The following is a 15010-nucleotide window of genomic DNA, read 5'->3' as shown; positions in this document are numbered from 1 at the left end:
CACATTTTAGCCAACTATTACTTAGCCCCTTATTGGGGCGTTAGGGTTTTAAGTCATAATTAAGGTTGGAGTATATGGAAAATATTCAAATTGATGGTTTAGATGTTATACCTTCATTATTCAAATCATATGAAGAGTTAATAGAAATTGAATTGCAACCAGATCAAATTAACACCGTGTTTCCTGATAAACAAAGTACGCTAAGTTATGCTTTTGTAAAATCTGGTATATCACTTGGTTATTTTAAAATTTTATCGGCTAAACAGTTAGCGTCGCAACGAACATTGTTTACACTTCATAAGCAATAAAACCCTAACAAGAAATTAAACAAGGACAAAAAACAGTTGTTTTTTGCTCCTGCGTCGCTTATTTTAACCAACTATTTTTTGCCTGTTAATTAGGCGTTATCGATACAAATTCTAATCCGAATCAACACTACAGGTTAAATGCTAATGTCCGCAGTGTGGCAATAGTGAGCTTTAATAATCATCTTGGGACATGTTGTACCTGAAAATTTTAAGCTAATTTACAATTAGGATTTTCATTTACAAAATCGCTAATGATTGACTCTACTCTCGGAGCATCTCTAGTATAACGACAGCAAAACTTAATTAAATCCACTTGGTCGCTAAGAACTGCTCGAACGTCGTTTAAGCCACCGTCTATATTTACATTACCATTATTCAGACAAGTGGCTCTATGCGCTTTAAACTTAGTTACAGCCATCTTATTGAGAACCTGCATTAACGAAGTCTGTTCGATATCTATAATTATTTTTTTAGTGCAATAGGGCATAGGTTTTATCACTATTGATAAGTAAGGTAATTGATGGCGCTTCGCTCTTTAAGCAAACGCACCGAACTCTATAGATTGAACATACTCTATAAGGCACTTCGATTGATTACTGTTACACATATCTATCGCTGTTCTATTTCCAAAAGCGGGGATTGCTTGTTTTTGAAACCATGAGATAACTTCTTCCTCACTGCCTGCCGACTTAATGAGTAATGGTGATAAATAGTTTATTTCTTCCTTATTGAAGTATTTGGCAAAAACTACATCTAGTGGAGTAATAGCTTCAGAACTATTCATAAACTTGACTCGAATAAACAAGGTTCATATTAAAATGTTAGTCGTTTAAAAGGGAAAAAGCAACGAGTTGTTTAATGTAAGTTATTGATGTAAATATCAATTAATATAACACTATATTTATGAATAAATTAATGTAGCAATTTTCCTTACTTGTGATCATCTTTATCTGGCTGTTCTCTCCAGTCGATTACAACATCAGCAACCTCATTCCATTGCACGTAACCCTTTTTATAAACTTCTGTTGAAGCTCGTTGTGAATGAGCTGCTCTTTTTTGTGCATCATGACCACTTGCTTCTTGGAGTTGTATAGAGAGCGATCTGATATCGTGAAATGAGGGACGATCCTCTTTATTCTCAATATGGTCAAATAAACGGAGCTCATCACGAGCGTCTGAAAACGCACGGCTGATCTTTTCATTACGGAGTTGTGTTGGATGCTCTAAACCGGCTGCAAGTGGTCGGTTAAGGTATCTTCTTTGTCTCAAGAAATGTATGACATATGGGCTATCAATACCATCTTTACTACGCTGCACTATATCTTCGAGCTCATAATTCATTGGTATTTTCACTCGACTTGCAGCCGTTTTTTTATTTTTGTCTCTTTGAATACTGATATATTCTTCTATGTCGATATATTTGAGTTTTGCTATCTCGTTAACTGCGTGGGAAGTCTGTAAAGATAGTTCCATTGCTATTTGTAACCACTGGATACCTTGTAGACCAGCATGTTTATGAATCGCTGCGAAATCTTGGGTGGTTAATCGAATTATTTCAGCCTCATCTTTGGCTATCATAGTCCTCCTGATTTTTTTATTTGCAGGGTTATTTTTCATGATTGAATCGCTAACGCAGTAGTTGAAAATTAACTTGAGTAGACCTAAATACCTGTTAAAAACGCCTTTAGAATCAGTCGGGTTGCTTTCTTTTAGGAATAGATTTACATCAGGGAGACTAATACTGTCAGGCATCATTTCGCCAAAAAATGTAAGAATCAGATTGAACCTACATTGGTGGCCTTTTAATGTTTTAGATGACCACTCTTTATCTTCTGAAATTTTGGTGAAAATAGCAGGTAATAACTCACCAATGGTGACTTTGCTGATTTTGTTTGGCTCTGATTCAACCTTGGAGTAAGAAACCTCGTGGTATAGTTCTGGATCAACCCTAAAAGTAGCGTTATATTGAAACGCTAGAGATTTGGCTCTTTTACGATCTTTACCAAGATTTTTAGTAGAACCATCAATTCGGGTGAAAACATAGCTAGCTCGATCTTTACGGTATACAAGACCTGTTGGCAGATCCTTGTGTTTATGTGAACGAGGTCTAGCCATGATGTAGTATGTCTCGCTCAATAGGAGAACATTCACGGTAGTAGTCATCGACTTCTATGTAATATTTTTTACCTATCTTACGGCCAACTATTTCACATTCATCAATAAGTTTTTTGATGGTTCTTAGATCTGGAGCTGAGCCTGTCATAAATCTTTTTTCCCTGTATTCCACTATTGATACTAACCTTCCCATTGAAACCTCCTTGCTTCAAAACTACTGGGCTGGCTAGCTATATTAGCTCAATTTTTTTTCGATTCTGAATTATTTTCAATTAATTTGGCAATTACATATTTACCGTTAAATACTAAATGACTAATAGCTATTTAATTTTCGCTAATAGTTTTTTTATATCTTCTTCTTTATTCAATATATCTAACTGACGGTGGCAATTAGGGCAAAGAGCTGCAAAATTACATTGCTCATATTTATTATTACTAGCGCCTTGCTCGATAAAAGTAGACTCTAGAAACGGCGAACCATCACTTAAAATAAAAGGCGCAGGATCTTCACATAGCTCACAACAACCTGCGGAGCGCTTTATTAATGATTCTCTTATCTTTTGTAGTTCAATACCTTGCTCTGTATATTTTATATTCTTTAGTGGTAAGAATAATGGATGCACGTAATCATCGATATTCATACCTAATAGATGGAATAACTGTTCAGCAATCTCAATAGAAATAGTTTTTCTACCTACTCTTACAGCCGAAATAAAGGACCTAGTTTTCCCAAGCTTCTCTGCAAGTGCATTGTCAGACTTGAGTTCATAGACTTTCTTTACTTCATCCAAAATCACATCCCATGTGAATTCTTGCTTATCGTTCATCTGTATACCATTTGGTTGACAATAATAACATCATATATCTTAATTGTATACCGATTGGTTAACATTTCATAAAGATCATTTTTATAATCAGTACACCTAATGGTTGACATAAAGGTAAGTGCTGTGTATTATTTGTGTACACCATTGGGTGTACTTATGTTTATGGAGTAATATTTATGTTGTCATTATCTAGAAAAAGGTTGGAGTCAATTATGGTTGGAACAGATCTGTTAGAGGTCGTTCATATCACAATGTCTGCAGTTCACGTTGAAATTCAATCTTCAAATGGATCAGTTGTAACTATTCGATTAATTGAAGGTGATTCTTTTTACTTAGGGGAAGGGGAGGTGTTTGTTTATTCAATCAGTAAAAATTCAGCGCGATTGGGCTTTGATTACCCCAAGAATATTTCAATTATGCGCACTGAGCTTTTAAGTAAAACACCGGAGTGTAAGACCAACAAAACTATAAATGTTATTAAGCTTCCTCAAGTATTAAGAAGAGGAACACCTAATATGGTTAACGATAAAAATCGCAAACTAGAGGTACTTAAATTACTTGCAAAATTTTCTCCGGATGACCTGTCATCTACCCTCGAAGGTATCGCAAATGATATTAAAAATATCGCTTAGCATTTACGTTTGATGGTGTTCATCTAATAAATAGGAGGGGTTATGAGAGTCGATAAAAGGTCAGACATTGATGCTTTAATTAAGAAAAACAAGGGGGCTTTTGCGAGAAAAAGTCAGTATGACGTGCTAGTTTCTGTTGCAGATCTACCTCGAGGAACTGGGTCTCTTTACCTTAATATTAACCCTTCTGGTTCTATGATGTTTAGACTATTACAACGCTATAAAGGGAAGCGCGAGTTTACGATTTTAGGGCAATATTCACCTGATGATTTAATGGGGTTAACGTTAGCTAGTGCTCGTGAAAAAATGCGTGAGTTGGCTAAGGTTATTCATAGCTTACATGGTAATCAAAGTCTTAAAAATCACTTAAATAATCTGCAATTATTAAAAGAAACTGAACATAAAGCCGGCACAGTTGAAGAGCTAATTGACGATTACACAAACCATATGAAGCTTGAAAAAAAGAGGACTTTTAAGACGGTTAGAAGAGAATTATTAAAAAACATGAAGCAATTTTTAGCAGTTGATGCTGTTAAAGTTACCTCTGATGATGTCTGTGAAATTTTAAGTTGTTTGATACAACGAAGAGCTGAGGTTCAGTCCAATAGAGTGCGTTCATATATCATGAGCGCTTTTAACTTTGGTATCAAATTTGATAACGATCCTCGCTATACTCGCCGTGGTAAAAAGTATCTTATTGATGTTAATCCCGTTACGTCTATACCTCGTCAGTCCTCAGCTGAAAATCCCCGTGATAGAGTACTTTCAACGCAAGAAATAGCGGCTCTCCTTTATCACCTAGATGACGGTAATTTCTCTAATCAGGTTGCAATGTTTATTAAATTATTACTACTTACTGGTGGTCAACGTCCTTATGAACTATCTGTTGCACAGTGGTCAGATATTGACTTTGAAAATCGGGTTTGGACGATACAAAGTAGTGTATCAAAGAACGGGAAAATTCACATAGTACCACTTGTTGAATCAGCCATTACGCAACTAAAAAAGCTGTCGGAGTTGACTGATTCAGGTGAACTTTTATTCCCTAAAAAGTATAATTTACATGAATCAATGCCAACATCGACAGTGGCACAAGCTATCAGAAGCTACTGTAAAAAGAGAGCGACACCACCATTTCAGCCCAAGGACATAAGACGTACGCTTAAGACTCATATGGGTCGTTTAGGTGTCGATAAGTCGACTCGTGACCGTCTGCAAAATCATGCATTACAGGATGTGTCCTCTCGTCATTATGACCGGTATGATTACCAAAAAGAGAAATTAAGTGCACTGCTTTCTTGGGAAAAATGGCTACTTAAGTTAAGTAAAACCAATTGAAAAACGTCATACTAAATTAACTAAAGACTCATTTTATTTAGTTCAAAAAGCCTAAGTGTCAGTAATAAACTTGTTCAACAATAGTGTAATATTAATACAGATGTCTAATTAACTATAATTACTATCAGTAATTTATTGATCTGAGAATTGACACATCCTCGTCAATATAGATTTTAACAGCTAGCAATAGGCTGTATCCAATCCAAAGGTCAGCTTTGAACGATTGACCACTATGGGGGAAATTTATATTTTTGGATCATTACTCAAAATTATCGTAATCAGGTAATGTGTATGACTGCTAGCTCTAGCTTATCTAATACTAATCATAAAATATTTAAGAACAGCAAGAATATTGTGTTAAAATATGGTATATGCTTTTAAAGCACACATACTATGATCTAAAAGAATAGTACCGCCATTTAAGGCACATTAAGTCACAGGAAGTGACTAACAAAATAGACAAGGAGTAGTCATGTCTGAATCAAAGAAACTGTTTGCAATTCTTCGTGTTACAAAGTTACATCAACATACTTTATACATTGTTCATAAACATAATTATCGTGAGATGGATGTACCTAATGCACAAGAAGGTATTGAAAATATTCACTGGACCCATGACGGTAGTGATAAAACAATTCCACAGTTAGTCAGAGCAAAACTTAAAGAATATCCTGATTTAAGAATACAAAAAAATTCGGTTTTAGCTATGGAGATTTTATTAACTGCTTCTCCTGAGTTTTATAAAGAAAATACCGCCGAAAAAATCGATGAATGGGAAAGAGCAAGTAAACAATGGTTAATGAAAGAATTCGGAGATAATGTTGTTCAAATATCAACTCATTACGATGAAAAATCTCCTCATATGCATTGTATAATTGTACCCATTAAGATGAAAGCCAAAAGAAAGCGACAAAATAAAGCTCAAAAGAAGGTTAATGAGCTAGGAGATGCTTATGAGTCAATGTCACTTTGTGCTAATCATATTTTCACAAAGGAAAGTCTAACCAGAATGCAAACAGAGTATGCAATCAGTGTAAAAAAATTTGGTTTGAAGCGTGGTGTGAAAGGTTCGAAGGATACACATGTATCGATGAAAGTACTAAGAGCTAAAACAGCTGAACTTAAGTTAGCTACAGACCAAGTAATAGAACAAAAAATCGAACTTAAAAAAGCTGCTGTTGCTTTGAATAAGAAAACTGAAAATATGAATGAAAAGCAGGCCAATAGAGAAAACAAATTGAAGGCTAAAGTTGAAGTGGATAATGCAAAAATAATAGAGTTCAATGAAAAGGCTGTCAATGCACGACAAGAGTTTAAAGATAGTATTGTTGAAATAATAAATGAGAAGGCGCAGCTGACCAGTTCAATACTACAATTTCACAAAGAAGTTAGGGATGAGCGTGCTGAAATAAAAAACGAGCATGCAGCGATCATCAGCGCTCAAAATAAACACCGTAAAAAAGTTGAGGCAGATAATGCTAAAGTGATACATGCTAGTGAAATACTTAGTGAACAAGAGCAAAAGAGTAAAACTTTTATTGATGCCTACTTTTCTCCTTTTTTAACGAACTTAGATATTGCATTTTCACAGGTGGGGCCACAAAGAATAAAGTTTCTTAAAAGTAAGTTAGATGAATTTGATGAAAACTTATTTAAACATCGAGATAACATACCTGTGGATGTATCCACCCATATAAACAAAAGACTTAATACACTGCGGCCTAAAAAATCTTCTTTAAAATATTAAACTGATTGCTTGAGTCACTTAAAAAGTCACCTACAATCTACCTCTTTTCATTTACTCTTGTTCGACTTGTCTTCAGGTCAATAAAAACGGGTGAGTAAATTGATAAGGGGCTCTACATCCACCGACTATAAGTCGGTGGATGTAGAGAAGAGAAATAAAATTAATTTAAGTAATTTTAATAGGTCTTTAATTACAGGCATCTTTTAATGCTTTACCTGCTTTAAACCCCGGAGCGTTTGATGCTGCAATTTGAATTTCAGCACCTGTTTGCGGGTTACGGCCTTTACGGGCAGCACGAGCTGACACTTTAAACGTACCAAAACCTATTAGTGCAACATCACCACCATCTGCTAATTCAGCTGAAACAGCACCTATAAAACTATCTAATGCACGACCAGCTGCAGCTTTACTAATATCGGCACCTTCGGCAATTTTGTCTACTAGTTGACCTTTGTTCATTGTGATTTTCCTTTCGTTTTTTATTGTTGATTTGATAGTAAAAAATATACCTATTGAGAGCAATAGCTATTGAAATAAAAACTAACTCTATTTCATAAAGGGGCACCTACTGAGTTATAAAACTCAGTAAATTCATTAAAAGTATATCGGCGACAGGATCTTTTCCTAAATTAGGTACTATCTTCATAGTTGATAGCAACATACTGCCTTTACCGTGTTTTACTTCTGATAAATCTGAACCAGACCAAACATCACCTGTTCCTTGGTAGTGGCGTTTCATTAAGGTCATATCAGGAAAGTTATCATTAGCGACTACGGTAACTATTGGCTTTGTGGTGATGTCTAAGTTAACCATAGTCATACTTGCACGTACGTTTTCATAAACACCTTGCATGGATTGCTTAGAAGGAAGCCCATTGAATATATGATGTTCAGCAACAACATGGCTCATGCCACCCCATAACCCCTGTGAAGCTTTCATTTTTATATTAATTGGCATATTAATAGCAAAACCTTTGCTTAATACTCCATCAGTCCATTTAGGTCCGATAAATGGAAATTGTACATAGAGGACTTTACCACCGAGTTTAACAAAGTGATTTAATTGTTTATTCAACGCTGCTTGCTTTTCTTGCTTTTTAAGTGCCATAGCAACAATAACAGGTGTTGAAATAGAGGTATCACTATTAAATGATGAAAACTTAACACCTTGTTTATTTAAGAAACTTTTAACAGAGCCTGTTTGATCAGCAACGGCAAACCTTTTTAAAGTGGAAGGAGCTTGATTATTAAAAACATCAAAATCAAAGGTATTGACTGCTACTTTGTTGTCTTGATCATCAATTATTTCGGCGCTAACCGCATAGGTACCAGATAAGTTATCGGTTGAAATTTTATGGTCAAGTAAGTCAGAAATAGCATGGTTAAAGTCTATGTTTGAACTGTTTTGCCAAATCACTTTACCGTGAGAATCGGTCACCGATACGTTAAATTTACCAGCAAGCATTTCAATATCATTTATTCCTTTTACCGTGATACGTACTTTTTCGCCTTGATAAGCCGAACGTGGAAAGGTTCGAATGGTTAAAATGCGCGGAAGGTTAGCTTGTTGAGTACGGTTATACACTTCTTTTTTTGGATTACGCCAAATATCAAGCAGCCCTGCGCCCATCACCCAATCTCCACCCGTTAGCGCGTGTACACAATAACCGGTTATTTTTGGGTTAGCGCGGGTAGCTTCAATCATTCGGGCGTTGGCTTTGCCATGAATTTCTTGTTGTTCATTATAGAAATCTAGCGGTGAAGCATAAATATCACTTAGCTCTGAACTAAGTAATTCAGATAACTGAGTACCTAACTGCTTATGATAGCGTGTAGGTGGCGCAAGTGGATTACCTTCTTTAGCAAAACGGGCGTTAACTTTATCAAAGTCGACATAGCTGCCATAACCTAGTTCAGAGACAAAAGATGTCGCCCCTTCTTTTAGATTATGTCCAATAGGGTTACCTTTAATATTTAATTTTTTGCGTTCTTCCTTGGTGTAAGAAACACCTAAAAATTTATCGTAAAAATCGTTCGTTACATTGGGGCCAGGGTAGGTATGAACGTCATTAAAAGGAATAAAGTCGCGTTCGTTTGGCAAATAAACTTTTGCGCCAAATGCCCAGCCACCAGACTCGTCTAATATTAAACGAGAGGGGTCAATATCACGTGCCATCATTGATGTTTCAGTCATCATTTGTTTTAAAATAGGACGGCGAACTTCGTTATACAACTCCCACATCACCACGCTAGCGCGATTACGATCTCGTAATATACTTTGTTTTAATTCATTAATTACTCTGCGGGGTAAATCAGGGGTACTTACCGGTAAGTCCATGCATTCAAGTGCTGGCGAACCTATGACTAAAACACCCATTTCATCGGCCAAATCTAGCCATTTAGGTGGTGGGGGACGACGCCAAGGGCGTATCATGTTAAATCCAGCTTCTTTAGCTAGTCTTATTTCTTTACGCGCTAAGTCTAAATCAACAGGTGTAGCAATACCTATGGGGTAAACACCTTCAAGAAATACAGCTTTAACGTAAATTTCTTTACCGTTTAATACAAAACGTTTGTCCTTGACTGAAAACTCACGTAAACCAAAACGATCACTGACGGTATCACTCACTTTACCTTGGCGTTCAATACTCACAGTTAGTTTATATAAATTGGGATTACTCGGTGACCATGTTTTGGCATTAGGAATGTCAATGGTTTCAAACAGTTTACTTTGACCTGCTTGAAATTTGTGGCTAATTTGTTTGCTTACAACGGCTTTATTTGTCGCGACTTCAGTAATAGTAAAGTTTACTTTATCTTGGCTGCTGAACTCACCAAAGTTGGTCGTTGATAAAGTCACTTTAGCTTGGCTAGTTTGGTAATTTGGTTGAATATATACATCTTTGATGTAGCTTTTTTCAGTAGCGACTAAGCGAACCGATTGCCAAATACCACCACTAATACCGCCACGCCATTGCGGAGTTTCCATTGCACCAATACCATCTATTACTTTATCTGTGTCTAATAATATGGGGCCAAGTACACGCAAGGTTATGATGTTTTCTTTATCAAAGTTCAGCATTGAATCAATGCGGAAGCTAAAGGGAGTAAAGCCGCCTTCATGAACGCCAACAACATTGTCATTTAGATAGACTTCAGCACGATAATTTACTGCATCGAATGAAATATGGGTGATTTTATCTTGCCATTTTTTAGGAGCAGTGAAGCTGCGACGATAAACGGCAACACCCTCATAATCTTTTTCTTCAAGTTCCCAAACACTCGGTACTGTTATATTTTGAATATTAGATTGTGCTAGAAAATTTTTATTTTTATAAAGCTTTTTAGCTCTCGAAATATTTTCTTTATCAAAAATAATTTGCCAATCACCATCAAGTGATTGTGTATTAGCATGCTTTTGCTGACTATAAACATTGGTGCTAACGGCAAAAACGAGTATTAAAAACGATTTAATAATATTGCTCACTGAACAGTTCCTTGAGTTATAACGACTTAAGTCTATTTTGCTAAATAAAAGGAGGTGGTAACGTTCCCACTTTATTGGTGTTACTCTATATAACTCTGTTTATAGATGCAAGAATAAGTCTTTCTTTAAGGTGTGGTCGATGATTGTTTGGTTGAGGTTAGGGTACTATTTGCCGTTAGTTACACTTTGCATGTTAATTTGCACAACAATTCAAGCTAATGACCTTGTTATTTTTCTAAAATTGAGGGTCTAAACTAAACTGTTGCCAAGAAACAAAGCCATTGTTTGAATCGCCATCGCAAGCATCAATGAGTAATTTTTTGAGTTGTTTAAGCTTGTTTGGTCGCAATACAGACAGGTCATTTTTTTCAGCCTTATCATCAGGTAAATAAAATAATTCGAATGCTTTTTTGGGTAAATAGCTACGTATCTTCCAGCCATCGTTAGTGACTAAAATTGGCCCTTCAAAAGAACCGTAAACAATATAGTCATGGGCTGTTTTGTCTTCTTTTACTAACTCTTGACCTAGTTCATTTCCTAACTCTTTACCTAAGTCATTTCCAAGTAAAGTTTGATAATACGACAATCCATCAACCGCTAACTTTTCGGGGTATTTAACCAACTCCGCAATGGTGGGTAACATGTCATAACTGGCGACAAGTCTATTGCTTACTGCACCAGCTGTTATTTTACCTGGCCATCTGGCGAGCAACGGAACATTGACCCCACCTTGCAAGTTACTCTTTTTTAATCCTGCACGACCACCATTACCATTAAAGACATCATTGGCGAGTTCGCTATAATATTTGTGCTGATAATTATCAAATAATTTACCTGTAGTTAAGTCACGGTAAGGTTTTTCTGCCCGACCTTGTTGCGCGTAATAAAGCTCATGACCATTGTCAGAAGTGAAAATCACTAGTGTATTATTGTCTAACCCTTGTGTTTTCAATTCATCGAGAATAAGACCAACATCATCATCAAGCCTTTTTACCATAGAGGCATATTCTTTTTCTATTTGGGTTAAACGCCGATCATTTACAAAGTCAGGATGCACTGCGGGAATAGCAACAGGGCCGTGAGGCAATTGCGTGGGGAAATAAATGAAGAACGGCTGTTTTTGTTCTTTATTATTAGCATTGCGAATAAAGTTGAGTACGCCATAAATAAAAATATCTTGTGAATAAACCTCTTTACCTTGTCGGTTCCAACGTTCTTGAAACGCTTGCTCAGTTTCTGGCTCTAAAGATTTTCCGCCATTGACTAAGTTATTACCTTTGATCGGTTTAAGCTTGCCATTTTCGAACAGAAATGGCGGATAAAAACCATGCGCTCTAACATGATCCATATAACCTAAATGATAATCCCAACCGTGCCGTTTTAAGCGGTTTGGTGTGGTAGCAAAACCCCAGTCTAACTTTCCAAATTGTGCGGTTTTATAGCCTGCTTGCTGAGCGACCTGAGCAAGGAATACTTGTTCTTTAGGTATAGGAGGGAAAGTTGCATCTAATGCCTTTGTTACTTGTTCAACCGATAAATCATTAGTACTAATTTTTTGGTAAATTTTACCCTTTGTATAACTAAAACCGGGTTTTCTAACGTCCGAAAAACCAGTTAATAACGAAGCTCTTGCTGGTGCACATAACATGTTTGAATAAGCATTTGTAAAACGCATCCCTTCATTAGCCAAACGGTCAATGTTAGGCGTTTAAATTATTTTTTGCCCTTGGTGACCGATTAAACCAATGCCTAAATCATCGGCATAAATTAAAATGATATTAGGCTGAACCTGACTCGCATGAGCAACTTGTAAGCAACAGAGAAACAATAACATGGTTATTTTGTACATAATTTGTTGTCTTATACCGTTTTTAGAAGTAGCTACAATTAGACCAAAATGACTTTTGGGCCGTTCAGTATTTACGTTTGTCATCGAAGGGGAAGTTGTCATATTTCCCCTCAAACTCCACTTTAAATTTCTTTGGCATTAAAAGAAGGTCAGCGCACTATTAAATTGAATAGACAAATTAGCACTATCAATAAAGCTTATTTCTTTAGCTCCGTACTTTAAGGTAACGTTTTTATCCGTTGCCGTAAGACCCGCTTTGCGGATATTGACTTGCTTAAGTTTGCCATCAGCCCAAGCGAGGTCTATTTCAAAACCACCACGTGCACGTAAGCCTTTAATTTCACCATCAGGCCAAGCATCGGGTAGGGCAGGTAACAGCTCTATCGCGCTATCATGAGACTGTAATAACATCTCTGCTATACCAGCCGTTGCGCCCATATTGCCATCAAGTTGGAAAGGAGGATGAGCAGATAAGAAGTTGTGATAAACACCACTGTCATAGTCTCCGCTGTTATTCACTAACACACCTGAGCTATCTGTTTCTTTATAACCCACTGAACGCATGGTGCGTTGTAGTAATTTGTGGGCACGATTACCGTCGGCTAAACGAGCCCATAAATTAATTTTCCAACCTAAAGACCAGCCTGTACCGCCATCCCCTCGAGCATTGAGCGATACTTTTGCTGCATCTGCTAACTCAGGCGTGCTAAGCCGACCAATTTGGTTACCTGGATAAATAGCAAACATGTGTGAAACATGACGATGCTTGCTGTTTGGATCATCAAGATCTTCAGCCCATTCTTGTAATTGGCCCCATTTGCCAATTTTCGGTGGTAACAGTTTGGCCTTTGCTGTTGCTACTCTGTCTGTGAATGCACAGCTGAATGAGGAAACCTGACAAGCTTTTAGGTAGTTAGTAAAGAGGTTATAAACAATTTGATGATCCATTGATGCGCCAGCAGAAATACCGCCGTGCTCTGGTGAATAACTTGGTAGTGAAATTAGCTGACCTAGTTCATTCTCTTGCAAGTATTCCAACCAAAATAATGCCGCTTGTTCCATGGTTGGTAAGGCACCATCGCTAAGAAAGGCGTTGTCGCCATTAAAGTCATAATGTTGCCATTGATGTTGGCTCACCCAAGCAGCCCCAGCTGGGAAGTAACCCCAAGGAAAACCCCAACCAGTAGCGGTATAACCAAAGATGTTATTCATGGTGTTAACTACCCAACCATCAACGCCAAAAAAGGCTTTAGCACTGACTTGACCTGGAGTAACTAGACTTTGCGTGTACTCAAGAAAAGGTTCATGGGTTTCAGCTAAGTTAGTGACTTCAGCGGGCCAGTAAATCATTTGCGCATTAATATTGAAGTGGTAATCAGATGCCCATGCAGGAACGAGAGAATCATTCCATTTACCTTGCAGGTTAGCCGGTAAAGAACCTGGTCTTGAACTGCTTATTAGCAAGTAACGACCGTATTGGAAAAACAGCGCTTCTAAATTAACGTCGCTAGGTGTTTTAGAGTAATTTAATATGCGTTGGTCAGTTGGAATATTCGATTGAGATTGAGCACCATTCTCTTGACCACCAGAGCCGAGTGTCAGTGCAACGCGATGATAGAGGGCTTGGTAATCATTAATATGCTCTATTAATAATTGTTGATAATTTTTATTGGCAACAGATGCTAAGGTTTGTTGGTTAAACTTAGTGTAGTCATTGCCTCGATACGTTGGCGAATTGTCTTGATAATTTGTTGCAGCGCTAAGCACTAAAGTCACGGTTTTGGCGCCAACAATGTCGGCTTGACCATCTTTGAAACTAAGGGCACCGCCTTCAATACGAATCTCTAACCTTGCTTCCATCTTCATGCCGTTATCAGCAACGTTCCCCGTTAAAATTAACGTATTGCTTTCGCTGTTTACTTGATAGGGATGTAATGAGTCAAAACGAACACTATAGTCAGTACCTGCTTTGGCATCATTTTCATAACGAAATGCCATTACGCGGGAAGGGTAATTAGCAAAATATTGACGTTTATGATTGATTTGGTCATCAAGGTATTTAACACTAACAACGCCAGTTTCAAGATCAAGTGAACGCGAGTAATGCATTTCTTCTAGCGTGGCTTTGTTCGTAGTTTCTTGGCTTACATAGACATCAGCGAACGCTTGAAAAGCACCAAAGTCGCCAAAACTTTGTCCTTTGGCATTTTTCTCTTCTTTGCTAATGCTACCGGTTAATTCTTGAGCCGCTAATTTGTCTGCTTGCTCGAATTTTCCTTCGCTAACCAATTGACGAACTTCAGGCAACGCTTTATGTGCATCTTTACGGTTACCACTGTTGTAGCTCACACTACTGCCTGGGCCACCCGCCCATAGAGATTGTTCATTAAATTGAATCCTGTCTTCATTAACACCAGCAAAGATCATTGCGCCCATATAGCCATTGCCTATAGGTAGTGCTTGCGACATCCAATCAGTAGCAGGTTGTTTATACCATAAGCGATGCTGACCACTACTTGGTTTGATTTGTTGAGGTGCTGTATCGGTTACCGCATGGCTGGCTTCACTTGTACTTACTTTACTAGTATCAGCAGCCTTTTCTGAGTCTGCGCCACAAGCTGAAACGACTAGACCAAGTAATGCAATAGCACTCAATTTTATCGAGTGATTAATTACATTATGTTTATGTTTATGTTTATTCACGTTG

Annotated in this window: 13 protein-coding genes; 4 read left to right on the top strand and 9 right to left on the bottom strand. The window is 37.3% G+C overall.

All coding sequences use genetic code 11. The features are described from left to right. Window positions 1-74 precede the first annotated feature (74 nt). The gene (locus CXF71_RS08870) at window positions 75-308 is read left to right on the top strand and encodes a hypothetical protein (RefSeq protein ID WP_101232596.1); all 234 of its coding nucleotides are present in this window, start codon (window positions 75-77) and stop codon (window positions 306-308) included. A 535-nt stretch (window positions 309-843) separates the two neighbouring features. Here CXF71_RS08870 and CXF71_RS08860 read toward each other — a convergent pair. From CXF71_RS08860 to CXF71_RS08845, 4 genes are all read right to left on the bottom strand, one after another. Beyond that, complete coding sequence (locus CXF71_RS08860) at window positions 844-1092, bottom strand: DUF2384 domain-containing protein (protein ID WP_101232594.1); 249 nt, start codon at window positions 1090-1092, stop codon at window positions 844-846. Between the two features lie 146 nt (window positions 1093-1238). Beyond that, window positions 1239-2423, bottom strand: a complete 1185-nt coding sequence (locus CXF71_RS21640) for a tyrosine-type recombinase/integrase (RefSeq protein WP_101232593.1) — start codon at window positions 2421-2423, stop codon at window positions 1239-1241. Further along, entirely contained in the window at window positions 2416-2571 is a 156-nt protein-coding gene (locus tag CXF71_RS08850) for a hypothetical protein (protein WP_157826724.1), read from the bottom strand. Before CXF71_RS08850 ends, CXF71_RS21640 begins: the two co-directional genes overlap by 8 nt. Before the next feature lie 172 nt (window positions 2572-2743). After that, the gene (locus tag CXF71_RS08845; RefSeq protein WP_101232591.1) at window positions 2744-3250 is read right to left on the bottom strand and encodes a helix-turn-helix domain-containing protein; all 507 of its coding nucleotides are present in this window, start codon (window positions 3248-3250) and stop codon (window positions 2744-2746) included. A 212-nt stretch (window positions 3251-3462) separates the two neighbouring features. Between CXF71_RS08845 and CXF71_RS08840 the strand changes: the two genes are divergently transcribed. The 3 genes from CXF71_RS08840 to mobV all read left to right on the top strand — a co-directional run bounded on the left by CXF71_RS08840 (window position 3463) and on the right by mobV (window position 6967). Next, entirely contained in the window at window positions 3463-3882 is a 420-nt protein-coding gene (locus tag CXF71_RS08840) for a carbon storage regulator (RefSeq protein ID WP_101232590.1), read from the top strand. A 42-nt stretch (window positions 3883-3924) separates the two neighbouring features. Next, on the top strand, window positions 3925-5220 hold the full coding sequence (locus CXF71_RS08835) for a tyrosine-type recombinase/integrase (RefSeq protein ID WP_101232589.1): 1296 nt from the start codon (window positions 3925-3927) through the stop codon (window positions 5218-5220). 472 nt (window positions 5221-5692) lie between these two features. Next, window positions 5693-6967, top strand: a complete 1275-nt coding sequence (mobV, locus tag CXF71_RS08830; RefSeq protein WP_101232588.1) for a MobV family relaxase — start codon at window positions 5693-5695, stop codon at window positions 6965-6967. 186 nt (window positions 6968-7153) lie between these two features. Here mobV and CXF71_RS08825 read toward each other — a convergent pair whose 3' ends face one another. From CXF71_RS08825 to CXF71_RS08810, 5 genes are all read right to left on the bottom strand, one after another. Further along, a complete protein-coding gene (locus CXF71_RS08825; RefSeq protein ID WP_101232587.1) occupies window positions 7154-7426 on the bottom strand; it encodes an HU family DNA-binding protein in 273 nt (90 codons plus the stop codon). 106 nt (window positions 7427-7532) lie between these two features. Beyond that, window positions 7533-10454, bottom strand: a complete 2922-nt coding sequence (locus CXF71_RS08820) for a glycoside hydrolase family 2 protein (protein ID WP_101232586.1) — start codon at window positions 10452-10454, stop codon at window positions 7533-7535. Window positions 10455-10689: 235 nt separating this feature from the next. Continuing rightward, on the bottom strand, window positions 10690-12153 hold the full coding sequence (locus tag CXF71_RS08815) for a sulfatase-like hydrolase/transferase (RefSeq protein WP_269800807.1): 1464 nt from the start codon (window positions 12151-12153) through the stop codon (window positions 10690-10692). Between the two features lie 9 nt (window positions 12154-12162). Beyond that, the gene (locus tag CXF71_RS21505; protein WP_198559858.1) at window positions 12163-12405 is read right to left on the bottom strand and encodes a hypothetical protein; all 243 of its coding nucleotides are present in this window, start codon (window positions 12403-12405) and stop codon (window positions 12163-12165) included. A gap of 36 nt (window positions 12406-12441) precedes the next feature. Beyond that, window positions 12442-15006 carry a glycoside hydrolase family 95 protein gene (locus CXF71_RS08810; protein ID WP_101232585.1) on the bottom strand — a complete coding sequence of 855 codons (2565 nt, stop codon included), beginning with the start codon at window positions 15004-15006 and terminating at the stop codon, window positions 12442-12444. Window positions 15007-15010: the final 4 nt, after the last annotated feature.

Origin of the sequence: Colwellia sp. 12G3, assembly GCF_002836775.1 — a bacterium.
GTDB lineage: Bacteria > Pseudomonadota > Gammaproteobacteria > Enterobacterales > Alteromonadaceae > Colwellia.
This window is presented reverse-complemented; position numbering and strand designations above follow the sequence as displayed.

Bases quoted from the DNA above. Each gene is read 5' to 3' on its own strand.
- CXF71_RS08870 (WP_101232596.1), top strand. From the start codon at position 75: ATGGAAAATATTCAAATTGATGGTTTAGATGTTATACCTTCATTATTC.
- CXF71_RS08860 (WP_101232594.1), bottom strand. From the start codon at position 1,092: ATGAATAGTTCTGAAGCTATTACTCCACTAGATGTAGTTTTTGCCAAA.
- CXF71_RS21640 (WP_101232593.1), bottom strand. From the start codon at position 2,423: ATGGCTAGACCTCGTTCACATAAACACAAGGATCTGCCAACAGGTCTT.
- CXF71_RS08850 (WP_157826724.1), bottom strand. From the start codon at position 2,571: ATGACAGGCTCAGCTCCAGATCTAAGAACCATCAAAAAACTTATTGAT.
- CXF71_RS08845 (WP_101232591.1), bottom strand. From the start codon at position 3,250: ATGAACGATAAGCAAGAATTCACATGGGATGTGATTTTGGATGAAGTA.
- CXF71_RS08840 (WP_101232590.1), top strand. From the start codon at position 3,463: ATGGTTGGAACAGATCTGTTAGAGGTCGTTCATATCACAATGTCTGCA.
- CXF71_RS08835 (WP_101232589.1), top strand. From the start codon at position 3,925: ATGAGAGTCGATAAAAGGTCAGACATTGATGCTTTAATTAAGAAAAAC.
- mobV (WP_101232588.1), top strand. From the start codon at position 5,693: ATGTCTGAATCAAAGAAACTGTTTGCAATTCTTCGTGTTACAAAGTTA.
- CXF71_RS08825 (WP_101232587.1), bottom strand. From the start codon at position 7,426: ATGAACAAAGGTCAACTAGTAGACAAAATTGCCGAAGGTGCCGATATT.
- CXF71_RS21505 (WP_198559858.1), bottom strand. From the start codon at position 12,405: ATGACAACTTCCCCTTCGATGACAAACGTAAATACTGAACGGCCCAAA.